This window comes from Arthrobacter sp. ZBG10, assembly GCF_001238605.1.
GTDB lineage: Bacteria > Actinomycetota > Actinomycetes > Actinomycetales > Micrococcaceae > Arthrobacter.
The window spans coordinates 1-24,522 of sequence record NZ_LFQH01000031.1 but is presented as its reverse complement, the minus strand read 5'-3'; the positions used below and the strand labels follow the sequence as shown (position 1 = coordinate 24,522).

The following is a 24,522-nucleotide window of genomic DNA, read 5'->3' as shown; positions in this document are numbered from 1 at the left end:
CCCAAGCTTGCGGTTTTCCTGCCTGATCGGTGCCAAATGCTTGCGTTTCCGTTGGAACACTCTCAGCAAGGAAATGTTGCTGCGGAGGATCGACGGGAATCATGGAAGACACACAGACGGGGCCGCAGGGCGAAGAACTCCGCCCCGGACCCACCACGCAAGGGGGTCCGGCACGGATCACCGTGCTGGTTCCCGCGCACAATGAAGAAGCCGGGATCCTTGAGACCCTGACCTCCCTGCAGAACCAGACGCTGGTCCCGGACCGCATCATCGTTGTGGCCGACAACTGCACCGACGCCACCGAAGCCATCGCCGTGGCCGCGGGCGCCGAGGTGGTCCGGACCGTGGGAAACACCGACAAGAAGGCCGGCGCCCTCAACTACGTCCTGTCCGGGCTCCTGCCCACCGGCAAACCGGAAGACATGATCCTGGTCCAGGACGCCGACTCCCAGCTGTCCCACGACTTCATTGAGCTCGCCGTAGGCCACCTGCTCTCCGATACCCGGCTTGGCGCCGTCGGCGGCGTTTTCAAGGGCGGCCACGGCGGCGGATTTGTGGGCCACCTGCAGCGCAACGAATACGCCCGGTACGCCCGCGACGTCCGCCGGCTGAACGGCAAATGCCTGGTGGTGACCGGCACCGCGGCACTGTTCCGGGTCCGGACCCTGCGCGACGTGGTGGCGGGCCGGCTTTCCGGCGCCCTGCCTCCCGGAAACGGCAGCGGCGGCGTTTACGACACGTCGGTGCTCACCGAGGACAACGAACTCTCCTTCGCCCTGCTGACACTCAAGTACCGGATCCTTTCGCCGGCAGACTGCACGCTGGTCACCGAAGTGATGCCCACGTGGCGGGAACTGTGGGCCCAGCGGCTCCGCTGGAAGCGCGGCGCCGTGGAGAACTGCGTGCAGTACGGCTGGACCTGGGTCACCAAGCCCTACTGGGGCCGCCAGATCCTGGCCATGGTGGGTGTGGTTGTCACCATCGCCTACTTCAGCACCATCGCGTTTGCGCTGATCAGCGGCGCGGGAATGAACATCCAGCCCTTCTGGCTGGCCGTGACCGGCGTGTTCATCCTCGAGCGCGTGATCACCGTCCGGCTCCGCGGCTGGCGCTACATGCTTGCCGCCGCCACCATGTACGAAATCGTGATTGACCTGTTCCTGCAGGCGGTCCATGCGAAGGCCTATGCCGACGCAGCATTCAACAAAAAGAAAGCCTGGTAACACCATGTACAACAACCCCGCACTTCCCGCTGCCGCAGGCGCCGGTTCCGGAACCCTGGCCATGACCGGCGCAGGGGACATCTTCTGGTTCGCGCTGGCGGCCTTCGCCCTCCTGGCCCTGGGACTGGCCATCCAGCGGATCGTCCCGGTCCGCATCAGGAAGTCCTAACGAAGCTCCTGCCGGGCAGGGCACGCATCCGGAAACCGGATTCGCCCTGTCCGGCAGGGTAAGTCCCGCAGCACGCCGGGCTAAGGGTTGACCACGTTGGAGCAGCCGTTGGCGTCGCAGACCTTATAGGCGTAGTCGGCGGTTCCCTTGTACCTGTGGGGGAAGCTTCCGGTGTTGGGCACCACCTTCTGGATGTTGTTCATCCAAAGCGTGACAGTGTCTCCCTGGGCTCCCGTCCACTTCATGCTGTTGGTGGTGTAGCCGCCGGTGTACGTGCTGGTGGCCGCCCGGAGGCTGATGGAAGGGGCCGGGGCTGCCACAAACGAAAAATCGCGGATCTTGACGGTCTCCGCCTTAACAGCGGCCGGATTGCCGCCCCCGCCGCCGGTGACCCACAGGTTGAAGTGCACCTGTTCCTGGGCCGGGACCGGCACCGTGGTCCCTTCCAGGACCGTCCGCTTCAACAGGGCACCGGTGTAGCCGGTGCCCGCGAAGGTCTCAAAGGTGATCCTGCCGGGTTCCCACACCATCCTGTGGGTGGTGATGGAACTTGAGGTGACGCCGAACGCGACAGTGTTATTGCCCTGTCCCGGCGGCTTGGTGGCATCAAACCAGTAGCCGTGGCCCTGGGTCACCGGCCATGATTCGCCATAGCTTGCGCCGCCGCCCCACGCCGAGGCCTCGCACAGGTCGATCTCGTTGTAGCCGGGCTCCGCATCCGGGTCGTAAGTGAAGAGGCAGCCCCACACCACTTCCTTCTGCAGGATGCTGAGGTCCTTCTCCACGGTGGTGCTGTAGGTCCCGTAGCCGAATCCCTTGCGGGTCGACTGGAATTCCGAGGCCACGGGTGCGGTGCCGGTGGGGTTGGTCAATTTCATGGAGATGTAGCCGTTGGCATCCGGGTTAACAACATTCGCAGCGGCAAATTGCCCGTTGAATTGGGGTGAGCCGCCCCAGAAGCGCTTTTCCCAGTTAAAACCCTTCCAGCTGAAACTCCCGGCCGGACCCGGATTCGGGTCCATGGGGGTTGTGTCTGCAGCATTGGCGGGAGGGATGGTGGTCAGCATGGCCAGGGCCGCGGTGAAGATCATGGCAGCCGTCCGGGTCCGGCGGAGCCGTGATGAGACCGGAGAAGAAGAACGAGACATGCAGGCCCCTTTGTCAGTTGCTCCCAGCGAGCAAGTACGCCGCTTTTTGGCGTAGCTAGATCATGGGGCACAACAATGGAAGTTTGCAATAGGGGAAGTCCTTCAAGAAGCAGCGGTATTCCGCTCAGGATAAACGCAATTTCAGCGCAATTTTCAGCTGGTACGCTTTCCGCCCATTATGGTTTCCGCACCCGGATTTATAGCGGTAAATTTGCATGTTATGAAGGGAATTACAGCCATCTTTTTGTCGAGGCGCTCCGAACAGCTGAGGGAAATGCGCGGCACATAAGTGCTGAAATTTCCGCCGTCCGCACGTCACGGGACGCCCAGGGCCGGATTCCGGACCGCAGGCCCACCGGACTACCGCGGCCGGACCCAAGGCAAAAGGACGTGAAAAGCATGGCCCAACGCGGCATGGCGTTAGTGGTGGAGGACGACGAGGAAACCAGGGGGCTGCTGGAAAAAGTGCTCCAGCAGGCCGGGTTCACCGTCCATGCCGTGGGTACCGGCCAGGAAGCTGTGGCGGCCGTCCGCGAGTTCCACCCTGACGTGGTCACCATGGACGTGGGGCTGCCCGACTTTGACGGGCTTGAGGCCGTGCGCCGGATCCGTTCCTTCAGCGACGCCTACCTCATCATCATCTCCGGGCAGGCGGACGAGGCCGACGCCCTGATGGGCTTCGAAACCGGAGCTGACGACTACCTGGTGAAGCCCTTCAGCCCGAGGGAGCTGCGCGCCAGGATTGCGGCCTTGCTGCGCAGGCCCCGGAGCATCGCTGCCGTTCCGGCGGAAGCTGCAGGCGAGGGGGCCGCGCCGGTTCCATCGGTGCCTGCCGCGCCTGGGGTGCCTGCCGCCGTCGCGGACGGCCCGGCGGACCTTGCCCACCGCGGACTGACCGTGGACCCTGCCGGGCGGCAGGCGGCGTTGGACGGACAGCCGGTGGAGCTGTCCGCCAACCAGTTCGACCTGCTGGTGATCCTGATGGAAAACGGCAGGAATGTCCTCACGAAGGCGCAGCTGGTGCGGCAGTTGCGGCAGGAACGCGCCGATTCGCGCTCGTTTGTCAGCGCCGGTGAGGAGCGGTCCCTCGGTGCGCAGGTGGCCTCCCTGCGGCAGCGGCTGGGTGACGATTCGCGGCAGCCGCGGTGGCTGGAGACGGTCCGCGGCGTGGGCTACCGAATGACGCAGTAGGCAGAATTTCCCCGGCGGAGCAGGTTCTTTTGCCGCACCGGGCTGTTAGCGTGAAAGCCCGGGCTATTAAAGGAGATGCCATGTCCATCAACTCACCCGAATCGCTGCCGCCGCAGGACCCGGACAAGGACAATGACAAGGATCGTGCTGCTGATGCCAGGGGCGCGGACGACGGCGGGATCCCCGGCGGGGACGACGGCGTGGGCGTGGGTGCCGGCAGCGAGCCGAACAGCTTTGAGCCCGAAGAGGACCCGGAAGCCACAGAGAAATCCTGACGGCGTCAGCCGGCTGTTGACGGAAGCCAGGCCGGGAGGGGCGGTGCAGCCCCCGGCCGGGGGCTCCCGGTTGCGTCGGGAGAACGGTTTAAGTGGTGTGGCGACGGGCTGTTTGGGCGTTGAAGAGGGCTGCTGCTGTTGTGGCGTCATAGGTGGTGACGGTGAGGCTGTAGCCGTTGGGTCCCTGGACGCGGAGAGCTTCCCCGTTGCGGAAGATCAGGCCGATGGAGCTGGATCCTCCTACGCGGATGCCCCAGCCGAGGAACTCGGACAATCCGTGCACGTTGACTACCTCGGCGGCAGCTCCCGGGCTGGCCGGGACGGCAAAGCGGCCTAAGCCGAGGAGTGTGGTGCAGGTCAGGCCCTTGTGGTCGACGGTGATGGTCCATCGGCCGGTGGTAATCCCCAGCGCCAGTAATATCCCACCAGGGATGGCCAGGCCCCAGACCGGTGTGGTGCTGCCAAGGATGATCAGGGTTAGCCCCGGTAAGCCGCCGCCGAGCAGGCACACCCAGGCGGTGGTCGTGGTAGTCCACACGGCGAGCTCGTTGGGTTCCAACTCGAGGGCCGGAGTGGGTGTGGTGCCCGCGGCCGGGGTCGCGAGCGGGCGTCCGCCGGCGATGAGGGCTGTGAGGATTCCGTAGGCGAGGCTGAGCGCCGCGGTGACGCCCATGATGGTGCGTGGGTCGGGGGCAAGCTGTGGGTCCGTGAGCCCGACCTGGCCATTGAGCATGACCGGAAGCGACGCGGCAGTGAAGACGGCGATTCCTGCGAGAGCGGCGATGGAGATGCGCCGCCCCCATCCGGTGAGTTTGCCTGTCCACTTCAAGAACACCAGGAAGATCAGCACCCCCGCGGACGGAACAGCGAGGGAGAGCACTCCTTGCCAGAGTGGTGCGACGGTAATGACGTCCTGAGTGGACCAGTCCCATTTTTGGGCGACGGGCGACGGCAGCCGACCGCTCCAACTGAAGGTAAGGGCGAGGGCGCCGACAAGCACTGCCGCTGTGGGTAGGAACGCGCCGAGCCAAAACCGTGGATCTGGTTCGGTCACCGAGCGGTGTGTTGTATCCGTCGTCATGAAGCTTTTCCCCTGTCGAGTCGTTGCCGGAACAGCGCAAGAGTCGTCTCGGTCGAGAGACCCAGGCCTGCGAGTTGTCGGGCTGCTTCGTCGAGAATCCGTGTGGCGTGTTCGCGGGATGCCGTTTCGGGTGCGGTCACAACAGCACCCCGTCCGCGGCGCAGCTCGATCAAGCCCTGCCCGCGCAGGTCCTGGTAGGCGTGCAGAACGGTATGCAGGCTTACGCCGAGCGATTCACCGAGCGCCTTTGCTGCCGGCAGCCGTTCCCCATCGACGAGTGAGCCCTCCAGGATTCCTTGACGGATCGCGCCGGCAATCTGCTCATGGAGGGGCGACGCGTTATCTGGCGTCAAACGGATCAGCATACGCTCATTCTATTATTATATTGCAACTATAACAATGCCCACCAGTGGTCGACTCGTTCACCCGGCTCCTCGAACAGTCAATGCCCGGCCGGGAGGACCAATGGCGGGAACTGGCCGGCCGGCACCACCTGAGCGAATCCGACCTGGATCGAAGCTGATTCCCTGACCGCTTTTCGCGTCGTCCCGGGGCCGGGACCGCAGGGGCCAGGTCCGGGGGCACGTCTGGAGTATTAGAAGGCGTAGGGCCCGAACCGGAAGATGGCCACCAGGAGCGCCAGGACACCTAGGACTGCGTTGACCATAACGTTGGGCTTTTCGCCGCGGCGGGCGTGGGTGATGGCCGCCCCCACCATCAGCAGGAACAACCCCGTTGCGGCCAGGGGAACCAGGACGGGGGCGACGTTGAGCAGCGCAGGCAGGACCAGCCCCAGCGCCGCGAGGACCTCCAAGCCGCCAATCCCTTTGACGGCTCCGGCGGAGAAGCCCTCCACCCAGCCTTGTCCGCCGGCGGCCAGCTTTGCTTGGGGCTGCGCAATTTTCATGGCTCCGGCGGCCAGGAAGGCCAGGGCGAGCAGTGCGGTGATGATCCAGAGGGTGATGTTCATGGTTTGTCCTTCGGGGGAGTGAGCGGGGCTGGGAAAAGCGGGAGTTAAGACCCCGTTGGGCGGGGGTTTTCGGCGAGCATCTCGCGGACCAGGGGGACTACTTTGCTGCCGTAAAGCTCCACGGCTTTCAGCCTGGCGCTGATGGGTTGGGTCCCGGCTGTGAAGATCAGGTCAAACCGGCCCACATCCATGGCTGCCGAGGTCCGGGCGATTTTCCTGGCCACAGTGTCCGGGGAACCGATGTACATGGAGCCGTGTTCGATCTCTGCGTCGAACTCTTCGCGGCGCACCGGCGGCCAGCCCCGGAGCGCTCCGATGCGGTCCCGGACCACTTTGTAGTGGGGCCAGAAGATCTCCTTCGCTTCATTGTCGGTATCGGCGATGAAGCCGGGGGAGTGCATCCCCACCGGCCAGGCGGTGGTGCCGAACTCTCCCGCCGACCGCTTGTAGAGGTCGATGAACGGGCTGAACCGCTCCGGCTGGCCGCCAATAATGGCCAGCATCAGCGGGAAGCCGTACTTTGCGGTCCGCACCACGGAGGCCGGCGTGCCGCCCACCCCCACCCAGGTCTTAAGGCCACCTTCGGTCTTGGGGTACACATCGGCGTCCACCAGCGGGGCCCGCGTGCTCCCGCTCCAGGTGACGGGTGCTTCCTTGAGGAGCCGGGCGAAAAGCTCGATCTTCTCCTCAAACAGGACGTTGTAGTCCTGCAGGTCGTACCCAAACAGCGGGAAGGACTCGGTGAAGGAACCCCGGCCCAGAATCACGTCCGCACGGCCGTTGGAGAGCGCATCAACGGTGGCAAAACGCTGGAAGACGCGCACCGGATCATCTGAGCTGAGCACAGTCACCCCGGAGCCCAGACGGATCCGCTTGGTAACGGTGGCCATTCCGGCCAGGACCGTTTCCGGGCTCGAGACCGAATACTCCGGGCGGTGGTGCTCGCCCACTGTGAAAACGTCCACGCCCAGCTGGTCGGCGAGGACCGCTTCATCCACCAGCTGGCGGATGGACCTGGCATGGCTGACGGGCTTACCGGCGTCGTCCAGGGGAACGTCGCCGAAGGTGTCCAAACCAAAAATCATGACGTCACGCGCCCTTTTAATTGATACGTCAATTAGTTAATTGACGCATCAATCATCACCCCACTATGCTTGACATGTCAAGCAACGAGGAGGGCGCGTGGATCAGAACGGCATACAGGGGCGTCGGGGCCCCACGGCAGGCGAGCTGGCAGTTTGGCGTGAGTACGTGGAAACCAGTGAGGTGGTCCGCCAGATGATGGCGGCCGGGCTGCAGGCCACTTCGGGTATCTCCCCGGGCGACTACGGAGTGCTGCTGGCTCTCAGCGAGGCGGAGGAGGGCAGGCTACGGTCCTCGGTCCTGGCGGAGGCCATTGGCTGGGAGCGGAGCAGGCTGTCCCACCACCTGGGCCGGATGGAAAGCCGCGGCCTCATCCACCGCACAAAATCCGGCAATGACAGCCGCGGCGCCGTGGTGGAGCTTGCCGATGAGGGTGCCCGCCTCTTCCGGGCCTCATCGGCCCCGCATCTGCGCCTGATCCGCCAGCTGTTCGTCGATGCCCTCACCCCCGACGACCTGGCGGACCTCGGCAGGATTACCGGGAAACTGCGGAACCACCTTTCCGGGCCGGACGGTGAAACCAGGTCCCAGTAAGTGGCCAGTGCAGCAGCTGGCCCCACAACAACCTCTGTTCAGTTCTGTGCAGACCGGTGTCCCCGGAACCTGGCCGCAGCTAGTGTTCCCTATCTGGACCATCCAGCGCAGGTAACTCAACGAGGAGATTCCCATGGCCAACGCCACGTTCAACCGCCGCCGGCTACTGCAGGCATCAGGCGCCGGGAGCCTCGCCGCTGTCTTCGCCGCGCTGGCCGACGGCACTGCCATGGCTGACCCCGGCCGGCTGGCCGCGGACAGCCCTGCCGTCGCCGACTTGGGACCCGCAGTGGTCCAGTTCTCCCTGATGAGTTCGTTACTGGTAGGCGACACGGTCTACATCGGCTCCCGCAACCTGAATCCGGCACGGATCGTAGGGTTCCACCTTCCCACCGGGACCATCACCGCACGGACCGACCTCGGTTCGGGTTACAGCATCCAGGCGCTTGCGGCGGACGCCACAGGCCGGTACCTGTACGCGGGCGTCCTCCGTGATGGGATCGACGGCAAACCGAACATCTACCGCTGGGACCTTGGCACACCGGACCTGCCCGCGGTAGGCGTGGCCGAGACCGGAGACCGTGACATCCGTGCCCTTGCAGTCGCTCCGGATGGCAGGGTCTACGCCGCAGGCGGCGGCCAGACCACCAATCCGCCGGCCTTGTGGGAGTACGATCCCGGCACCGGCGCCACCACCAGCTGGGGTGTTCCGGACCCGGGAGCCACTATTGCCCAAGCCATCGCTGCCACGGCAAGCACCGTCTATTTCGGAACCGGCAGCACCCTGGGCGGTGGAAGTGGTTCGAGCCCCGCCCGGCTGTTCGCTTTTGACCGGGCCACAAGGATGTCAGCGAACATCCTGCCGGCGGACGTCGCCACCGGCGTGTCCGTAACCTCCTTGAACGTTCTCGATGGACAGCTCGGCGTTGGCGTCAAGGGACCGGGAAAGTCCGTGCTGATCAATCTGTCAGACCACACCGACTACACCGTTATACCCAAAACCGGAGTGATGTTCCGGCAACTCGGAAACCAGGTGTTCTTCGTCAAGGAGCCCGGTGTCTGGGCCTACAACACCGGAACCAAGAAGATCACCCAGATCCTCACCGAGGACGTGGGAGCCATCTGGGGACTGGATGTCTTCGGATCCCAAGCGGTGGCTGGTTCGTCCTACGACGTCATCAGCATCAACCCGGCCACAGCCACCGCGCTGAAATACGACCTCGCCGGAGCAGGAGCCCCGGGCGGTCCGCAGCTGTGCATGGGACTGGCCGCGGGTGCGGGCGACGTCTACGTTGGCGGCACCGGCACCATCGCGCGGCACCAGGCAGGCCCGGCGGCGGTGTCCTATCTCCGCGCCACCGGCGAGGCCAAGGACGCTGTTGTTGTGGGTGGCATCCTTTACACCGGGCAATACAACTCACGGGGAATCTACGCCTACGATCCCGCCACCGGGCAGCTTCCGCACCAGGTTGCCGCGCTGCCGGCAGGCCAGAACCGGCCGCTCGACATCTGCTGGGACGCCACGAACGGTTTGGTTCTTGCAGGCGCCCAGAACGATACCGGCGGCGGCGGCTGCTTCGCCGCCTACAACCCTGCCACTGGCCAGGTGACCACCAAGGTCAATCCCATTGACACCCTCCAGATGGTGCGCGCTGTTGCGACGAAGGACGGTGTTGCCTACCTCGGCGGTGACAACATCTACGGCACCGGTCCCCGCAGCACAGTAGTGGCGTGGGACCCAACCACCAACCAGGAGCTGTGGCGCCTGGACCCGGGCCAGACGTCAGGGGTGGCAGCCCTGGCGATCCAGGGCCGTTACCTTTACGGCATGTCCCGCCGGGCAGCCGGTTTGTTTGTCATCGACCTGGAAACCCGGGCGCTGGTCCATACCGGCGACCTCCGCAGCGTGTGCACCGATTTCGGCGCCCTAACGGTCAGCAGGGGGATGGTTTACGGAGTCTCCGACACCACCGTGTTCCGGATCGACCCGGCGACTTTCGCCGTCTCCGTGGTGGTGGCGGGGATCAACGGCGGCTGGTACAGCGGACCGCACATCACAGCCGACGAGCAAGGGGCGCTCTACACGCTCCGCGGCCCCAACCTCGTCCGGATTGATGACGGCGCAGCCGTGCAGGGCCTGCGGCGGCAGGGAAGTGGCCGGTGAGGGCCACTTCCCTGCGCGACATTGCCTAACCGGTGGCTGCCAGCGCTGCTCCGGCCGAGCCGATAGGCAGTCCGGGCGGGACCAGCCGGACGCGGCGGCCCAGGCCCAGGCCGGCGATAAAGGGGGACAGGCCGGCAGTGCGGGCCAACTCCCTGTGGATGCCCTCGAGCAGGGGTTCGCCCAACGCGTTTAAACCACCGCCGATGTAGATCACGGCAGGATCGACGGAGAGGCCCAGGACACGGATTGCAGCAGCTGAACCCCGGAAAAACCTGTCCTGGACCGCAACCGCCAGCGGATCACCAAGCAATGCGTGCTCAAAGAGCGACACTGCGGGGAATTCGCCGGCACCGGTCCACTGGCGGGCGATGCCCGAGCCGGAAGCGATCAGTTCCAGGCAACCGGTCTGGCCGCAGGGGCAGGGTTCCTGCGTGGTGCCCAGGGGGAGGTGGCCAATCTCGCCGGCCGCCCCGGCCGCCCCCCGGACCAGGCCACCGTTGCTGATCAACCCTGCAGCAAGGCCAGTCCCCAGGTTCAGGTAGGCGCTGGACCCCTGGTCCGCACAGGTCCGGTCGGAGAGCAGGTGGTGGGCGCCCAGAGCAGCGGCATTCACATCGTTTTCCACGTGGACCTTTAACCCGAGCCCGGCTTCCGCCAATGCACCCAGCTCCAGTTCCGCCACGCCGATGTTCACTGCGTTTGATACCTTCCCCGTTGCCGGATCCACGGCCCCCGGGACCCCGATTCCCACGGCAGCCAGCTGGTAACCGGCTAGGACGTGGGCTTCGCGCAGCTCCGCAACCACGTCAAAGAGCGTTCGAAGCACACCGCTGTTGCCTTGGTCGGTTGGCCGCCGCAGCGAGCAAAGGACGGTGTTGTGTTCGTCGAGTGCCACCGCTTCGGTTTTGGTCCCGCCGATGTCCACCCCGATCCGCATGGACCCCGCAGCCGGCTGCACCGCCCCGGTTCCCCGGGGCATCACGGCTTCCGGGGGTGGTCGTCAATGCGGACCAGGTTGCGGCCACGCATCGTGTACAGGTACCCGTTTTCATCGTTGGTGATGTGGGACCCGCTGTACCACCCGCCGTCGGTATCGGCGAGGACGGTGGACACCTCGAAGGACTTGGGGTCGAAGCGGAACACGTTGGTATCCGAGACCCCATAGATGACGCCCCTGTTGGCCACCAGGGCCCCAAAACCGTAGGACAGGGAGCTGATGTCTGCCCGGTGCACCACCTTCCGGGTGGGGATGTCCAGGACAAAGAGGCCGCCCTTGCGCGTGAGCCCATACAGGTTGCGGCCCTGCACGGCGAGGGCTGCCAGCCCCGCGCCGGACCCGGCATCGAGGCGCCACAGTTCGCGGCCGGCCGCCGGGTCGAAGGCGACAACGGTGCCGGCTCCGTCCAGGGTTGGCAGCCCGCCACCCAGGAACGCGACACCGTCCCTGGTGGCCACGGCGCGCAGGAGCTGGCGGTTGTCGATCGGGTTGATGAAGCACTGCTTTGCCCCGGTGGCGGGGTTGTACGTCCAGAAGGACCCCCCGCCCTCCGTATCGGACTGCGCCGCCACCAGCACAAGCCGGTTGACCTCGTCCCAGCAGACGTCAAGCGGCCGGTTCTGCGCGCCCGGGAAATCGGCGGCCTGGTGGATCGGCTGGCCACTGAGCGGATCGTACGTCCAGATGCCCTGCGAGCTGTACTGGCCCGTGTAGAGGACACCGCCCACAATGACGGCGTCCTTGGCCTCACCCGGGGCGTTCAGGTTGGCCACCCCGCCGGTGGCGAGCGAGTGACGGGCGATCACTCCGTTCCCCCCGACGTAGGCGTAACCCGCGCCTGCGGCAATGCCCATGACCGTCTGGGGAGTGGCGGAGGCCCCGGCTTCGCCAAGGTCGGTGACGACCATGGTTCCCGTGCCGGGATCGATCTCGGCCACGAAGCCGTAACCCGAGGTGGCCAGGATCCGGTTGTTCCGTGCGTCCACACCCCAGATCTCGCCGAGGGACGGGCCGTTGAGTGTCAGCTGGGCGATCGAATTCGTGGCGGGTGAAAAGGTGCACAGGCCGGTTTCGTTGGCGAAGTACACCTGGTCGCCGATGTTCGTGAAGTTCTTGGCGGTCTTGCCGATGGACGTCGCAACGGCATAGGAGGAGGGGTTGGCCAAGTCCAGCAACGCGATTTTGGACTGCTGCGTGGACGCGGCGGAACCGACCAGGAGCTTGTCTCCAAGGATGGCCAGTTCACGGATGCTGGGATCGGCCAGCATCTCCGCAGGGGTGACCTGCGCGAAGGTTTGGGTGGCGCGGCTGTAGGCGTAGAGGCACGCGCGGCCCGCACTGCCGCCGCCATTGAGGGTACTGCCGGCGCCGAAGAACACGGTGGCGTCCGTTGCCGCAACCGCGCGGGCCAGGGTGGCGCCGGCGTCGGGAATGCCCAGGTTGCTGACCTGGCCGGTGGCGGGGTTGTACTCCCACAGCGCCGGCGCGCCCGGGTTGCCACCGCCCACTGCGTAGAGCCGTCCGTCGGGTGACACGCTGAGGTCGCGCACGTCGCGGTCGCCGATCTGGCCGATCGGTGTTGCCGGCGCGGACAGGGTGGCCAGGTCCCAGCGGTAGAGGTTCGGCTGTGGGCCGCCGGACTTCTGCAGGACACCGGCGTACAAGTAGCGGCCGGCCGGATCGGCGGCCAGGGTCTGGATGCTGTAGCCCGTGGCCACCACGGTCTCACCCACTACTTTGCCCGTAGGCACGTGGAAGGCGACGATCCGGACGGGATCGAGATTGCGGGATCCGATGTAGGCGATGTCGCCCACCAGGAGGGAACTCATCAGCGAGAACTGGACCACTGCCGGTCCGAGGTCGGTGATTTCGGTGCTGCCGGCCTTCGCCGGTGCTGCGGTGGCGGGCCCGGATGCGGTCAGGCCCAACGCTGCGGCCAGGCCGGCTGCGCCGCCCGCCTGGAGGACGGAACGCCTGCTGGGATGGGAGATCTGCATTGAACTTCCTTTGTTTTGAAGGGGAGGTGAAGGGCAGAGGCGGGGGCCGCCGTCGTACTTTTTTGCGCGCCGGAAACAGGGCCGGTGGTACCGGCCATGATGCGGACGACGGCGGCGGGGTGGGTCAGGCGGTGAAGGCCAGGTCTTCGTCCTGGACGGGGAAGCGCAGCGGCTCACCCCGGGAAATGCGCTGGGCCTCGGCAAGGGCCGTGGCCGCCAGCCGTTCCAACTCGGTGCCGAGGGACCCGGCGAGGTGCGGGGTGAGCAGGACGTTGGGGTTGGCGTAGAAACGCGAGTCCGGGGGCAGGACCCAGGGTGTGGTGACGTCCAGGACGGCAAAAAGTTCGTGCCGTTCCAACCGGGCCAAAAGGGCTTCCTGGTCCACCAGCTCTCCGCGGGCGGTGTTAATGAACGTGGTTCCGGTGCGCATTCGCGCAATGAGTCCGGCGTTGACCAGGTCCAGCGTGGACGGCAGCGAGGGAGCATGCAGCGACACCACGTTGCTGGTCTCCATCAGTTCCTCGAGCCCTACCGCCCTCACGCCCAGGACCTTGGCCTCATCAGCGGACAGGAACGGATCGGCCACCACAATGTCCAGTTCGAACGGCTGGAGCAGACGGATGACATGCCTGCCGATTTTTGATGCGCCAATGATGCCCACCCGTTTGCCGTAGTTGCCCATGTCCGGAAACAGGCCATCCGGTTCCACCGGTGCCTTCTCGCGGTGCAAGGTGCCGGCGATCTGCAGGACCCGCTTATTGGCGAGCAGGATCATGGCCAGCGTGTATTCCGCTACGGGGATGGCGTTGGCTTCAGCTGCCGTGCTGACCTGGACACCGCGGGCCCAACAGGCACCGTCAACATGGTTTTTGACCGTGCCGCCGGCATGCAGGATGTGGCGCAGGCGCGGTGCGGCATCCAAAACGGTTGCATCCACCCTTGCGCAGTTCCAGCCGGTGAGGAGGATGTCCGTCTCGGCCAATAACGCCAGCGAACGCCGGGAGCTGAATTCCTCCATGGGTTCATGGTTCAGGAGCCGCAGGCCTGCCGGCAGGGATTCCAGGTGCCCGGCCGAGAAGATCCGGGACGCGACGCCGGGTCCCATGGCCAGGGCGACGTTCAGGGTTTCCCTGCTCATTTGACGGCTCCTGTGGTTAGTCCGGACTTCCAGAAACGCTGCAGCATGATGAAAGCCACCAGCAACGGAATGATGGAGAGCAATGATCCGGTGATCACCAGGGGAACAAACTCGGGCTGGGGGACGGCGTAGCCCTGCCAGATGGAGATGCCCACGCTGACCGGGAGGAGTTGCTGGTCCTGCAGCATCACCAGGGGAAGCATGAAGTTGTTCCACACACCCACGAACTGGAACAGGGCGATGGTGATGTAGCCCGGCATCATCATGGGCAGGCCAAGGGCGAAGAAGGACCTGATGGGACCGGCGCCGTCCACCCGCGCTGCCTCCAGCGTTTCCGACGGAACATAGGATGCGGCGTAGACGCGGGCCAGGTACACGCCGAAGGGGTTGCAGAGGACCGGGATCAGGACCGCCCAGATGGTGTTGGTCATGCCCACCACCGAGGCGAGCAGATACATGGGGAGCACTGTCGCCGTATTGGGGATCAGCACACCCACCAGCACAAACCCGAACAGCGAGTCCTTCCAGCGGAAGTTGAACTTGTCGAACGCGTAGCCGGCCATCACGGAGATGAGGCTGCCCAGCACGGCGCCGACGCCGGCGTAAAGGATGGAGTTGGCCATCCAGCGGAAGAACACTCCGCCGTCCTGGGCCGCCACGGCGGCGATGTTCTCGAACAGGGCAAAGTTGCCCAGGGCGTAGGCGCTGGTGCCGTACAGGTCCGCAGCGTTTTTGGTGGAGGCGAACAGGAGCCAGAGGACCGGGACCACCATATAGAGGGAGCCCACCACCAGCAGCCCGTTGACCGTCAGCTTGCTGGCAAAACCTCCGTGGCCTGCCACGGTGTCCTGACGCTGGGCGGGTTTCCTTGGCATGGTCCTGGGCGTCTTGGTCCGGAGGGCGGGAAGGGTCTTTGTGCTCATGATTTGTTCATCCTGGAACTGAAGCGGGTGACCACCAGGGAAAGGAACGCAGCGAGTGCGGCGATGATGATCGAGGCAGCCGCAGCCTGGTTGAGGTTGTGCCGGATGAAGGCCGCGTCGTAGGCCCACATGTTGGGCACCCAGGTGCTGGTGATGGACGGGGTGGCCTTGGCGATGATGGAGGGTTCGGTGAAGAGCTGCAGGGTGCCGATGATGGTGAAGAGCATAATGACGCTCAGCGCGGGCAGGATGAGCGGGAACTTGATGCTCACGGCGGCCCGGATTTCCCCTGCCCCGTCCACCCGGGCGGCTTCCAGGATTTCCCGTGGGACGGCCTGCAGTGCGGTGAAGAGGATGATGACGTTGTAGCCCGTCCACTCCCAGACACCGATATTGACGATCGCCGGCAGGACCATGTGGGCATCGAGGAAGTTGACCTGGATCCCGCCGCCCTGGAGCGCCTGGACCACAGGGCTGATGCCCGGCGTGTACAGGTAGGCCCAGATGAGGGCGGCGATTACGCCGGGTACGGCGTGGGGCAGGAAGACGAGCAGCTGGAACAGCTTCCGTGCCCGCGCCACGGTGGCGTCAAGGAGGAGCGCGAACACAACGGCGCCGCCCACCATGCAGGGAATGTAGATCGCGCAGTACAGGCCAAGCCGGGCAATGCCGGTGACGAAGGACTCGGATTCAAGGACCTGCAGGTAGTTCTCGAAGCCAACGAAAGAGGTTTTGGATTCCCCGAAGCCAAGTCCGGACTTCTGCTGTGCGTAGAAACTGAGCACGATGGCGTAGATGACCGGGGCCACCATGGCGATTGCAAAGACGGCAAAAAACGGGACGAGGAAGAGGGCTGCTGTCCGCCCGCCCGTGCCGGAGGCGGTACTGCGCCTGCGCTGCGGTGCAGCAGGCTGCGGAACAGCAGTAGGGGCCTGTGTGGCCATGATGATCTCCTAAACTGGCTGGGCTGCCTCCGGAGAGGCAGCCCAGGGGCGAAGCTACTGTTTGACGGAAAGTCCGGCCTGTTCCAGCCCGGCCACGGTGGCCTTCTGGGCGGTATCAAGCGCTGTGGGGACCGTGCCGCCGGTGCCGAGGTTGCCGTAGGCGTCTTTAAGCGCGGTGTTGGTGAGGTCCCAGCTGGGGCCCCACTGCCAGCCCGGGCTGACGGTGGCGTAGGCCTTTTCGAACACGTCGTAGATGTCGTTACCGAAGTAGCTGGCGTCGTAGGCCTGCTGCGCAACCGGTGTCAGGCCGGGATAGGCCAGGAAAGCGGAACCCGTGTTCCCCCGGGCCTTGATGGCTTCCCGGTTGGTGGTGAGGAACTCGACGAACTTGGCTGCAGCTGCCGGGTTCTTGCTGCTTTTGGTGACATTGAAACTGGATCCACCAAAGAAGGCGCCTGCCGGGGTGCCCCAGTTGGGCATTTCGGCGGCGATCCACTGCCCCTTTTGGCCGCTGGCCTCTGTCCGTTTCTGGATCCCGGTGGCGCTCCAGTTGGCACCGATGACGCCCACAACCGTGCTGTTGGCCAGGTCCAGGCTCCACTCGTCGCTGAAGGCCTGGCTGACCTTGACCAGTTTGTTGTCAATGAGCTTCTGCCAGTAGCCGGCCACCTTCCGGGTGGCCTCGTCGTTCACCCCCACCTCCCAGCTGTCGTCAGAGGTGCCGAACCACTTCGCACCTGCCTGCCAGGCCAGACCGGCTGTTGCCGGGACCTGGTTGGGGTTGAAGCTTGCCAGGTAGGAGTCCGGGGCAACGGCTTTCAGCTTCTTTGCCGCATCCTCGAATTCCTGCCAGGTCCTGGGAACCTCCACCCCGGCCTTAGCCAGCATGTCCTGGCGGTAGTACATCACCATCGGAGCCGCGTCATACGGCAGACCGTAGGTCTTGTCGCCGAACTGGACCATGCTCCGGATCTCGCCGGCGAGCTTGTCCACGGTGGCTGACTTGTCGATCAGGCCGTCCAGGGGCTGCACCTGCCCGTTGCTGACGAACTGCGGCAGCTGGGGGTATTCGATGGTGGAGACATCGGGGCCGTTCCCTGCCGTGATGGCGGTGGACAGCTTGGCATAGCCGCCGCTGTCGGCGTTGGGGATCGTTTCAAACGTGACTTTGATCTTGCTTTGGCTCGCGTTGAACGCTGCAGCCACCTTGTCCATGCCGGCCAGTGATGACCAGAAGGTGATGCTGCCTGACGGGTCTGCAGCGGGTGTGGGGGCAGTGGATGTGCCGGGCCCGGTTCCGCAGGCTGCCAGCAGCAGTGCGCTGCTGGCCAGGCTGGCGGCCCCGACGAGAAGATTGCGACGCTTCATTGTTCTCCTTTGAAATCCACGATGCGAAGGTGGGATGTGGCCGGTGCCACATGGTGTATTTCAATGAAACACGCAAAGTTGAACAAAGCCAACGAACTGAACAGTAGTGAACATCGGTGGATGTTCGCTTCTTTGCCGACCAGGATCCTGCGTCCTGATCAGCTGGCCGTGGAGTCCCTGACCACCAGGGTGGGGGAGAGAATGACGCGCTGCAGGGCCAGGCTCGAAACCCGCCTCGGGCCCAGCCGGTTCAGGCACATCTGCACCCCGTGGTACCCGACGTCGAATTTTGGCGGGGCCACCGCGCTCATGGGGACGCTGCCGAAAGAGGCGATCTCGTCGTCGTACGCCACCAGCGCCAGGTCCCCCGGAACGTGGAGCCCCCGCGCCTCGCACAGGTCAGCAAACATCAGCGCGTCCTCGTCGTTGTGGACGATCGCGGCCGTGGCGCCGGCGTCGGTGAAACTGCCAACAATGCTGTCCAGCTCGTGGCGGAGCGTCTCAGGATCGGTGGCCGAGAGGGTGATGGCGCGGGTCATGGCAGGATCGTGCGGCAGGCCCGCAGCCTGCATCGCCTTGCGATACCCGTCGCTGACCGGTGAGGACGTGGGGCTGCTTTCGCGGACGCAGAGCGCTATTTTCCGGTGCCCCAGCGACACCAGGTGGTTGACGGCGAGTTCGGCCCCGCGGGCGTGGTCGCTGCGGACCGACTCCAGCCGGCCCTCATCCAGCACCCCGTCAATGGAGCGTTCGATGATCACCACGGGCACTTCGGCTGAGGCCAGGAGGTCCAGGGTGGGGGTGCCCGCCAGCGACTCGCCGCTGGGGGTCACCAGGAGCCCGTCCACGCCGCTCTTGAGCAGCCGCTGGATTTGGCGCTGCTCCTCGGCGGCAGAGTAGTTCGAGACGCCCAGAACCAGCCGGACGCCCAGCTCCTGGGCGGCGGCCTCGGCGCCCCTGATGATCCCCGGAAAGTAATACCGGGCGGTGGGTACGATCATGCCGATGGTGGCCAGCGGGCGCTGCTTCGCCGGGATCGGCGCGTTGCGGCCGGCCGGAGCCATGGTTCTTCCCTCGCGGTTTGAGGGGGCGTTGTTTCCCTGACCCTGGCCGGCAGGGCTCCGGGCCGGTCCGGCCAAGGCAACAGCCCCGCCGTGGACCCGCTGCAGCAGGCCCTGGGCGTCGAGTAACGCCAGATCCCGCCGCACTGTCATCCCGGAGATCCCCATCCGCCGCGCAAACTCGGCCGCGTTGATTGACCCCCGGAGCGCCAGCTCACGCAGGATCTGGTTCTGCCTGTCATCAGTCAGCACGTGCACACCCCTCTGTGTTTATTTCTGTGCGTATTGTTCACAATGAACTACACCCAACATACGGTGGGGAGTCAAGCAGCCCGCTCAACAGGAGGAACGAACCATGGCAGAGGCGTTACTGCGCCCGGGACTCTGTTCCGTGACCCTCCGCGCGGTGGATATTGATGCCGTGGCCCGTACCGCCGCCGCTGCCGGGCTGGCCGGGATTGAATGGGGATCGGATGTCCACGTCCACGACGCCGGCTCGGCAGCCGGTGCGCGCAGCGCAACGCTGGCCGCAGGGCTGCGCGTTATGTCCCTGGGGTCCTACTACCGGGCCGGGTCGTTCGGCAATTTTGCGGACGTTCTGGCCCTCGCCACGGAACTCGGCGCACCCAGGATCCGGATCTGGGCCGGGGACGCAGGCTCTGCTGATGCCTCAGCTGCACAGTGGGACGGCGTCGTCGAGGATACCCGTCGGGTCGCCGCGCTCGCTGCGGCGCGGGGCGTCAGCCTGGCCTTCGAATACCACGGCGGCACCCTGACGGATTCCCCGGAAACCACCTTGGACCTTCTCCACCGCGTGGACCGGCCCGGCGTGGGTACCTACTGGCAGCCCGCGGTCGGCCTGACGGACCAGGCGGCCCTGGCATCCCTCCGGCTGGTCCTGGACCACGTGGTTGGGGTTCACGCTTTCTCCTGGTGGCCCGCCACCGAGCGGCTTTCGCTGGTTGCGCGAAGCAACCTGTGGCAGGGCGCGGTGGACATCCTCAGGTCAGCCAACAGGGACCTGGAGATCATGCTGGAGTTTGTGGCGGGGGATGCGCCGGAGAACGTCATCGCGGATGCTGCGGCTCTGCACGGCCTGCTGGCCGCCACCCGGTCGGTGGATACGTCCATCAGCCAGGACCATGCGAAAGAACCAGGTCCAATTTTCCTGCCGCACCCCGCCTCAACACCCGGCCTGCGGTCGTAAACTGACCTTCGGTTCATTGCGAGCCTGAGTCTTTTTGAGGACCGTTGGATGCTGTGGAAACTGCTTGTTGAATACCTGCGCCCGCACCGCAGGCTGCTGGCCGCCGTCGTCGTTTTCCAGCTGGCGCAGTCCATCGCGTCGCTGTACCTGCCCACCCTGAACGCGGACATCATCGATGAAGGCGTGGCGAAGGGCGATACCGGGTTCATCCTGGGACTGGGCGCGGTCATGCTGGTGATCACGCTGGCGCAGATTGCCTGCTCTATAGTCGCCGTGTACTTCGCGGCCAAAGCGGCCATGGGTGTGGGCCGTGACCTCCGCGGCGCCATCTTCACCAGGGTAGGTGAATTCTCCGAGCAGGAAGTCACCAGATTCGGGGCTGCCAGCCTGATCACCCGGTCCACCAACGACGTCCAGCAGGTCCAGCAGCTGGTGCTGATGAGCGCCACCATGCTGGTGACGGCGCCCATGCTGAGTATCGGCGGGGTGGTCATGGCGGTCCGGCAGGACGTCCAGCTGTCCTGGCTGATTGCAGTCAGTGTCCCGGTGCTGCTGATCGCCGTGGGCCTGATCACCGTGCGGATGGTGCCGCTGTTCCGGCAGATGCAGAAGCGGATCGACACCGTGAACCGGGTGCTCCGCGAGCAGCTCACAGGTATCCGGGTGGTGCGTTCCTTTGTCCGGGAGGACATCGAGACGGCCCGGTTTGCCCGCGCCAACGAGGACGTGACGGACACGGCGTTGCGGGCCGGCCGGCTGATGGCGCTCGCATTCCCGGTGGTGATGCTGGTGCTGAACGTCTCGAGTGTGGCGGTGATCTGGTTCGGGTCCTTCCGGATCCAGGACGGGTCCATGCAGGTGGGCACCCTCATCGCCTTCCTGAGCTACCTGATGCAGATCCTGATGTCCGTCATGATGGCCACGTTTATGGCCGTGATGATTCCGCGGGCGGCGGTGTCCGCGGACCGGATCGGCGAGGTGCTGGGCACCGCGTCCAGCGTCCGGCCGCCCGCCCGGCCCATGGACCGCGGGGAACGGCAGGATGGTGTGCGGGGCGCGGAACTGGAAATGGCCGACGTCGGCTTCTCCTACCCGGGTGCCGAGCAGCCGGTCCTGTCCGGGATCAGCTTCACCGCGCGGGCGGGGCAGACCACGGCGATCATCGGCAGCACCGGGGCCGGGAAGACCACGCTGGTGAACCTGATGCCCCGGCTCTTTGACGCCACGTCCGGGTCCGTGCGGATGGACGGCGTGGATGTGCGTGAACTGCATCCGGACCAGTTGTGGGGGCACATCGGCCTGGTGCCGCAGCGGCCCTACCTGTTCAGCGGCACGGTGCGCAGCAACCTGCAGTACGGCAAGCCGGACGCCAGCGAGGAGGAGTGCTGGGCAGCGCTGGAAACGGCGCAGGCGCGGGACTTTGTGGAACGGATGGAGGGCGGGCTGGATGCGCCCATCAGCCAGGGCGGCACCAACGTTTCCGGCGGGCAGCGGCAGCGGCTGGCCATTGCGCGGGCGCTGGTGAAACGGCCCGAGCTGTTCATTTTTGATGACTCGTTTTCCTCGCTGGACACCGGCACGGACGCCCGGCTGCGGCAGGCGCTGCACCGGAACACCGCCGGCGCCACGCTGGTAATCATCGCCCAGCGGGTCTCCAGCATTGTGGACGCGGACCAGATTCTAGTGCTCGACGACGGCACGATCGTGGGGCGCGGAACGCACAGTGAGCTGCTGGCGACCTCGGAGACGTACCGGGAGATTGTTTCCTCCCAGCTCTCGGCGGAGGAGGCGGTCTGAGCCCGGCGCCGATGTCCGGCATCGGCGGATCCTGGCTGGCTGTGGCCCGGCGCAAGGCACCCGACGCCCAGGGAACCCCGCGAACTTGGTCCGTAGACCGAAAAGCTGCCACCGCCTTTGGGCTCCCGCCCATATTTTGGGGGCCCTCGCCTCGGTAGCATGAGGTGTCCGGACAGAGCCGTCCGGCCAGTTCGACGCAGAAGGAAACCCATGGCAGCGGTGACGGTGGACGACATCCTCTCGGATCTCCCCGTGGGTTTCGCCACCCTGGTCCTCAGGCCTGTCCCGGCCGGCTCCGCCATTGAACGGTTCCTGATTGTGGACGCCGATGATGAGACGTCCGACGGCGGCGCGGCCTTTGTGCTGCTGATCGGTGTCCGCGGCCGGTCGGCCCTGCCCGCGCTGCGGCGGCTGGTGAAGAATCCTCCGCCGGTGATTGCCGTTAAGGGCAACCGGGACGAGCTGATCGAAGCCGAAGAGCTGCTCCGCGATGCGGGCACCGGCCTGCTCCTGGTGGATCCGTCGGCTGACTGGGACCGCCTGCTGTCCATCGCCAAGGACCGGATCCAGCCCCGCAGCTACCAGAGCGAAGTGCTGACCCTGCTGGAAGAGGATCTGTTTGCAATCGCCCAGACCACGGCCCGGCTCACCTCCAGCCACGTGCTCATCGAAGACGCCGCCAACAAGGTGCTGGCCTACTCCACTGTTTCCAACGACATCGATGAGCTGCGCAAGGCTTCCATCCTTACCCGGCGCGGTCCGCGGAAATATGAACTGCTGCTCAAGGACCTGGGCGCGTACCGGGAACTGCACCGGACCCGGCTGCCGGTGCGGGTGCCGGCCCGGCCGCAGGACGGGCTGCGGGAACGCGTGGCCATCACGCTGTTCGCCGGGGACCGGATCATGGGGTACATCTGGCTCCAGGAAACCGGGGCGGGGTTCGGCGCGGACGTTGACTATGTCCTCAACGGATCCGCGGCCAGGGCGTCGGCCGAGCTGATCCGCTACCGCAACCAGCAGTCCGTGCACATGCGCGAAGACCGGGTGGCGCGGATCCTGTCCGGCCCGGCGGAAGCCGCGGCCAGCGCCCACAGCGAGAAGATCCCCGCTGACCGTCCGGCGGCCTTGATCCTGTTGGGGATCTCGGATGCCGAGGCGCAGGCCGACGACGCGGCGCTGAAGCACGGCGAGCTGGCCAACCTGGCATCCATTCATGCCGCCGCGTACAAAGCCTCCGCGATCGTGGGCCAGTTCAAGGGCGACACCGCGGTGATTGTCCCTGGCCTGCAGTCCGCCGCCGCGGAACCGGGGCTGCGCAGCCTGGCTGAGTCGATCGTCCGGGATGCGGGCAAGCACCTTGGCCTCCGGCCGTTCGCCGCCGTGGGTCCGGTGGTCCCGGACCTGCTGTCGCTGCACTCAACCACCCGTATCACCGAGGCCCTGCTTGGCTGCGTCGGCACGTCCCGGGACGCGCATGTTGCCAGCGTGGACGACTTTGAAGCCGAAATCCTCTTCCGCGAAGCAGTCCACAATTTCACGTCCTCAACGTTCCGGCACCGCAGCCTTTCCGCGTTGCTGCGTGAAGGCGGCGAACTTGCCGAAACCCTGCACGCATATTTTGAGGCAGCCCTTGACGTGGCAGCGTGCGCCGCCAGGATGAAGCTCCATAAAAACACCGTCTATTACCGGATCAGCAAGGCATCCCGCCTGACCGGCCTGGATTTTGGCAACCCCCGGGATGCGTTGGTGGCCCTGCTCCACATCCAGGATTGGGCCGGTACACACAAAGAACTTTTAGGCAGGAAATGACCACCGCACTCGAGGCACCTCCGTTGGGCCCGTTACTGGATGACATTGTCCGCAGCCACACGCCGCAGCGGGAGAGCGGTTCAGTGCCGGCCAGCATCCCGCACCTGGCAGCGGTGCCGTTCAACAGGTTCGGGATCGCGGTTGCCACCACCTCCGGTGAGCTGTTCAGTTCCGGCGATGCCCGCGTTCCGTTCTCCATCCAAAGCATCTCCAAGGTGTTTACCCTGGCCATGGCCCTCCGGGGGGACGGCCCGGGAACCTTGTGGTCCCGCGTGCTCCGGGAGCCGTCCGGTACCCCGTTCAACTCCCTGGTCCAGCTGGAAGTTGAGCATGGCATCCCGCGGAATCCTTTTATCAACGCCGGCGCCCTGGTGGTGACGGACCACCTGATGAAGGAAACGCCCGACGCCGCCACCCGGCTGTTGCGGTTCCTCACCGCAGAGGCGGGCAGCGAGAGGCCGTTCATCGATGAGGATGCTGCGGCCAGCGAGCTTTCCAGCAGCAGCCGCAACCTGGCCCTGGCGCATTTCCTCAAGGATTTTGGCAACCTGGCGCGGCCGGCGGAATCAGTGGTGGAGAACTATGTCCGGCAATGCTCCATCATGATGAGCTGCGTGGAACTCGCCAAAGCGGGGCTTTTCCTGGCCCGCGACGGCCACGGTGCACACGGACCCGTGGTGTCTCCCAGCGAAGCGAAACGCATCGGCTCCATCATGCTCACGTGCGGCATGTATGACGCCGCCGGGGAGTTTGCCTACCGGGTTGGCCTGCCCGGAAAAAGCGGCGTGGGTGGCGGGATCCTGGTGATCGTGCCGGGCGAATGTGCCATCTGCGTCTGGAGCCCCCGGCTGGACGCCAAGGGCAATTCGCTGGCCGGCACCGCCGCCCTGGCCGACCTTTCGGACCGAACCGGCTGGTCTGTGTTCTAAACGCCGGGCTGCGCAGCCCCGCAACTACTTTTCCCCCACAACGCTTCACCATCACCCCATCGAAAGGATCACCCATGCCTATCAACCCCAAAGACGAGGTTGTTCAGGAGCGCAGCGCTGTCCCCGACCACCTGATTGATGGTGGCCATGCCCATGCGACCGAGTCGTCCCTGCACGCTGAGGACACGGGTTACCACAAGAACCTGAAGCCGCGGCAGATCCAGATGATCGCCATTGGCGGTGCGATCGGTACCGGCCTGTTCCTGGGCGCCGGTGGCCGCTTGGCCGAGGCCGGCCCGTCGCTGGTGATCGCGTACGCGGTGTGTGGTTTCTTCGCGTTCCTGATCCTCCGGGCCCTCGGCGAACTCGTGCTGCACCGGCCCTCGTCCGGTTCCTTCGTTTCCTACGCCCGGGAGTTCTTCGGCGAAAAAGCCGCGTTTGTTTCCGGCTGGTT

General features: G+C 65.5%; 23 protein-coding genes. 11 read left to right on the top strand and 12 right to left on the bottom strand.

Annotated features, from left to right (window positions below; translation table 11 throughout):
* Positions 1-101: 101 nt before the first annotated feature.
* Together ACU18_RS07995 and ACU18_RS19890 are read left to right on the top strand one after the other, a co-directional pair.
* Positions 102-1,223 carry a glycosyltransferase gene (locus tag ACU18_RS07995; RefSeq protein ID WP_082178239.1) on the top strand — a complete coding sequence of 374 codons (1,122 nt, stop codon included), beginning with the start codon at positions 102-104 and terminating at the stop codon, positions 1,221-1,223.
* Positions 1,224-1,227: 4 nt separating this feature from the next.
* Complete coding sequence (locus ACU18_RS19890) at positions 1,228-1,392, top strand: hypothetical protein (RefSeq protein WP_197273544.1); 165 nt, start codon at positions 1,228-1,230, stop codon at positions 1,390-1,392.
* A gap of 80 nt (positions 1,393-1,472) precedes the next feature.
* Here the strand turns inward: ACU18_RS19890 and ACU18_RS07990 are convergent, their stop codons facing one another.
* The gene (locus ACU18_RS07990) at positions 1,473-2,540 is read right to left on the bottom strand and encodes a glycoside hydrolase family 16 protein (protein ID WP_231686028.1); all 1,068 of its coding nucleotides are present in this window, start codon (positions 2,538-2,540) and stop codon (positions 1,473-1,475) included.
* A gap of 399 nt (positions 2,541-2,939) precedes the next feature.
* Here ACU18_RS07990 and ACU18_RS07985 point away from each other — a divergent pair, with 399 nt between their 5' ends.
* Together ACU18_RS07985 and ACU18_RS07980 are read left to right on the top strand one after the other, a co-directional pair.
* Entirely contained in the window at positions 2,940-3,731 is a 792-nt protein-coding gene (locus ACU18_RS07985; RefSeq protein ID WP_050685013.1) for a response regulator transcription factor, read from the top strand.
* Positions 3,732-3,811: 80 nt separating this feature from the next.
* Positions 3,812-4,006 carry a hypothetical protein gene (locus tag ACU18_RS07980; protein WP_050685012.1) on the top strand — a complete coding sequence of 65 codons (195 nt, stop codon included), beginning with the start codon at positions 3,812-3,814 and terminating at the stop codon, positions 4,004-4,006.
* Positions 4,007-4,094: 88 nt separating this feature from the next.
* On the opposite strand, the gene ACU18_RS07975 is transcribed toward ACU18_RS07980, so the two are convergent.
* From ACU18_RS07975 to ACU18_RS07960, 4 genes are all read right to left on the bottom strand, one after another.
* Positions 4,095-5,087, bottom strand: a complete 993-nt coding sequence (locus ACU18_RS07975; protein ID WP_157407634.1) for a hypothetical protein — start codon at positions 5,085-5,087, stop codon at positions 4,095-4,097.
* Positions 5,084-5,452 carry a GntR family transcriptional regulator gene (locus ACU18_RS07970; RefSeq protein ID WP_050685010.1) on the bottom strand — a complete coding sequence of 123 codons (369 nt, stop codon included), beginning with the start codon at positions 5,450-5,452 and terminating at the stop codon, positions 5,084-5,086. The genes ACU18_RS07975 and ACU18_RS07970 overlap by 4 nt, the downstream gene beginning before the upstream one ends.
* Positions 5,453-5,682: 230 nt before the next feature.
* Complete coding sequence (locus ACU18_RS07965; protein WP_050685009.1) at positions 5,683-6,057, bottom strand: DoxX family protein; 375 nt, start codon at positions 6,055-6,057, stop codon at positions 5,683-5,685.
* Positions 6,058-6,101: 44 nt separating this feature from the next.
* Positions 6,102-7,142, bottom strand: a complete 1,041-nt coding sequence (locus ACU18_RS07960) for an LLM class flavin-dependent oxidoreductase (protein ID WP_050685008.1) — start codon at positions 7,140-7,142, stop codon at positions 6,102-6,104.
* A 97-nt stretch (positions 7,143-7,239) separates the two neighbouring features.
* Between ACU18_RS07960 and ACU18_RS07955 the strand changes: the two genes are divergently transcribed.
* Together ACU18_RS07955 and ACU18_RS07950 are read left to right on the top strand one after the other, a co-directional pair.
* Positions 7,240-7,734, top strand: coding sequence for a MarR family winged helix-turn-helix transcriptional regulator (locus ACU18_RS07955; RefSeq protein WP_231686027.1), 495 nt, complete (start codon positions 7,240-7,242; stop codon positions 7,732-7,734).
* Between the two features lie 133 nt (positions 7,735-7,867).
* Positions 7,868-9,898, top strand: a complete 2,031-nt coding sequence (locus tag ACU18_RS07950; RefSeq protein WP_050685007.1) for an outer membrane protein assembly factor BamB family protein — start codon at positions 7,868-7,870, stop codon at positions 9,896-9,898.
* A gap of 25 nt (positions 9,899-9,923) precedes the next feature.
* On the opposite strand, the gene ACU18_RS07945 is transcribed toward ACU18_RS07950, so the two are convergent.
* The 7 genes from ACU18_RS07945 to ACU18_RS07915 form a co-directional block, all read right to left on the bottom strand.
* The gene (locus ACU18_RS07945) at positions 9,924-10,877 is read right to left on the bottom strand and encodes an ROK family protein (RefSeq protein ID WP_050685006.1); all 954 of its coding nucleotides are present in this window, start codon (positions 10,875-10,877) and stop codon (positions 9,924-9,926) included.
* On the bottom strand, positions 10,877-12,892 hold the full coding sequence (locus ACU18_RS07940) for an outer membrane protein assembly factor BamB family protein (protein ID WP_050685005.1): 2,016 nt from the start codon (positions 12,890-12,892) through the stop codon (positions 10,877-10,879). The genes ACU18_RS07945 and ACU18_RS07940 overlap by 1 nt, the downstream gene beginning before the upstream one ends.
* A 124-nt stretch (positions 12,893-13,016) precedes the next feature.
* Positions 13,017-14,030: a hydroxyacid dehydrogenase gene (locus ACU18_RS07935; protein ID WP_050685004.1), complete on the bottom strand. Its 1,014-nt coding sequence runs from the start codon at positions 14,028-14,030 to the stop codon at positions 13,017-13,019.
* Entirely contained in the window at positions 14,027-14,953 is a 927-nt protein-coding gene (locus tag ACU18_RS07930) for a carbohydrate ABC transporter permease (RefSeq protein ID WP_082178238.1), read from the bottom strand. Before ACU18_RS07930 ends, ACU18_RS07935 begins: the two co-directional genes overlap by 4 nt.
* Positions 14,950-15,897 (bottom strand): carbohydrate ABC transporter permease, encoded by a 948-nt coding sequence (locus ACU18_RS07925; protein WP_050685003.1) that lies wholly within the window; start codon positions 15,895-15,897, stop codon positions 14,950-14,952. Before ACU18_RS07925 ends, ACU18_RS07930 begins: the two co-directional genes overlap by 4 nt.
* 54 nt (positions 15,898-15,951) lie before the next feature.
* Positions 15,952-17,265 carry an ABC transporter substrate-binding protein gene (locus ACU18_RS07920; protein ID WP_050685002.1) on the bottom strand — a complete coding sequence of 438 codons (1,314 nt, stop codon included), beginning with the start codon at positions 17,263-17,265 and terminating at the stop codon, positions 15,952-15,954.
* A 158-nt stretch (positions 17,266-17,423) separates the two neighbouring features.
* Positions 17,424-18,578, bottom strand: a complete 1,155-nt coding sequence (locus ACU18_RS07915) for a substrate-binding domain-containing protein (RefSeq protein ID WP_050685043.1) — start codon at positions 18,576-18,578, stop codon at positions 17,424-17,426.
* A gap of 103 nt (positions 18,579-18,681) precedes the next feature.
* Between ACU18_RS07915 and ACU18_RS07910 the strand changes: the two genes are divergently transcribed.
* From ACU18_RS07910 to ACU18_RS07890, 5 genes are all read left to right on the top strand, one after another.
* The gene (locus ACU18_RS07910) at positions 18,682-19,533 is read left to right on the top strand and encodes a sugar phosphate isomerase/epimerase family protein (RefSeq protein ID WP_082178237.1); all 852 of its coding nucleotides are present in this window, start codon (positions 18,682-18,684) and stop codon (positions 19,531-19,533) included.
* Between the two features lie 48 nt (positions 19,534-19,581).
* Positions 19,582-21,330 (top strand): ABC transporter ATP-binding protein, encoded by a 1,749-nt coding sequence (locus ACU18_RS07905; protein ID WP_050685001.1) that lies wholly within the window; start codon positions 19,582-19,584, stop codon positions 21,328-21,330.
* 210 nt (positions 21,331-21,540) lie between these two features.
* A complete protein-coding gene (locus ACU18_RS07900) occupies positions 21,541-23,139 on the top strand; it encodes a PucR family transcriptional regulator (protein WP_050685000.1) in 1,599 nt (532 codons plus the stop codon).
* Positions 23,136-24,068, top strand: coding sequence for a glutaminase (locus ACU18_RS07895; RefSeq protein WP_050684999.1), 933 nt, complete (start codon positions 23,136-23,138; stop codon positions 24,066-24,068). The genes ACU18_RS07900 and ACU18_RS07895 overlap by 4 nt, the downstream gene beginning before the upstream one ends.
* Positions 24,069-24,142: 74 nt before the next feature.
* A partial coding sequence (locus tag ACU18_RS07890) for an amino acid permease (RefSeq protein ID WP_231686026.1) occupies positions 24,143-24,522 on the top strand: 380 nt, incomplete at its 3' end.

Bases quoted from the DNA above. Each gene is read 5' to 3' on its own strand.
- ACU18_RS07995 (WP_082178239.1), top strand. From the start codon at position 102: ATGGAAGACACACAGACGGGGCCGCAGGGCGAAGAACTCCGCCCCGGA.
- ACU18_RS07990 (WP_231686028.1), bottom strand. From the start codon at position 2,540: ATGTCTCGTTCTTCTTCTCCGGTCTCATCACGGCTCCGCCGGACCCGG.
- ACU18_RS07960 (WP_050685008.1), bottom strand. From the start codon at position 7,142: ATGATTTTTGGTTTGGACACCTTCGGCGACGTTCCCCTGGACGACGCC.
- ACU18_RS07900 (WP_050685000.1), top strand. From the start codon at position 21,541: ATGGCAGCGGTGACGGTGGACGACATCCTCTCGGATCTCCCCGTGGGT.
- ACU18_RS07940 (WP_050685005.1), bottom strand. From the start codon at position 12,892: ATGCAGATCTCCCATCCCAGCAGGCGTTCCGTCCTCCAGGCGGGCGGC.
- ACU18_RS07920 (WP_050685002.1), bottom strand. From the start codon at position 17,265: ATGAAGCGTCGCAATCTTCTCGTCGGGGCCGCCAGCCTGGCCAGCAGC.
- ACU18_RS07985 (WP_050685013.1), top strand. From the start codon at position 2,940: ATGGCCCAACGCGGCATGGCGTTAGTGGTGGAGGACGACGAGGAAACC.
- ACU18_RS07950 (WP_050685007.1), top strand. From the start codon at position 7,868: ATGGCCAACGCCACGTTCAACCGCCGCCGGCTACTGCAGGCATCAGGC.
- ACU18_RS07970 (WP_050685010.1), bottom strand. From the start codon at position 5,452: ATGCTGATCCGTTTGACGCCAGATAACGCGTCGCCCCTCCATGAGCAG.
- ACU18_RS07905 (WP_050685001.1), top strand. From the start codon at position 19,582: ATGCTGTGGAAACTGCTTGTTGAATACCTGCGCCCGCACCGCAGGCTG.
- ACU18_RS07980 (WP_050685012.1), top strand. From the start codon at position 3,812: ATGTCCATCAACTCACCCGAATCGCTGCCGCCGCAGGACCCGGACAAG.
- ACU18_RS07945 (WP_050685006.1), bottom strand. From the start codon at position 10,877: ATGCCCCGGGGAACCGGGGCGGTGCAGCCGGCTGCGGGGTCCATGCGG.
- ACU18_RS19890 (WP_197273544.1), top strand. From the start codon at position 1,228: ATGTACAACAACCCCGCACTTCCCGCTGCCGCAGGCGCCGGTTCCGGA.
- ACU18_RS07910 (WP_082178237.1), top strand. From the start codon at position 18,682: ATGGCAGAGGCGTTACTGCGCCCGGGACTCTGTTCCGTGACCCTCCGC.
- ACU18_RS07925 (WP_050685003.1), bottom strand. From the start codon at position 15,897: ATGGCCACACAGGCCCCTACTGCTGTTCCGCAGCCTGCTGCACCGCAG.
- ACU18_RS07930 (WP_082178238.1), bottom strand. From the start codon at position 14,953: ATGAGCACAAAGACCCTTCCCGCCCTCCGGACCAAGACGCCCAGGACC.
- ACU18_RS07935 (WP_050685004.1), bottom strand. From the start codon at position 14,030: ATGAGCAGGGAAACCCTGAACGTCGCCCTGGCCATGGGACCCGGCGTC.
- ACU18_RS07965 (WP_050685009.1), bottom strand. From the start codon at position 6,057: ATGAACATCACCCTCTGGATCATCACCGCACTGCTCGCCCTGGCCTTC.
- ACU18_RS07975 (WP_157407634.1), bottom strand. From the start codon at position 5,087: ATGACGACGGATACAACACACCGCTCGGTGACCGAACCAGATCCACGG.
- ACU18_RS07895 (WP_050684999.1), top strand. From the start codon at position 23,136: ATGACCACCGCACTCGAGGCACCTCCGTTGGGCCCGTTACTGGATGAC.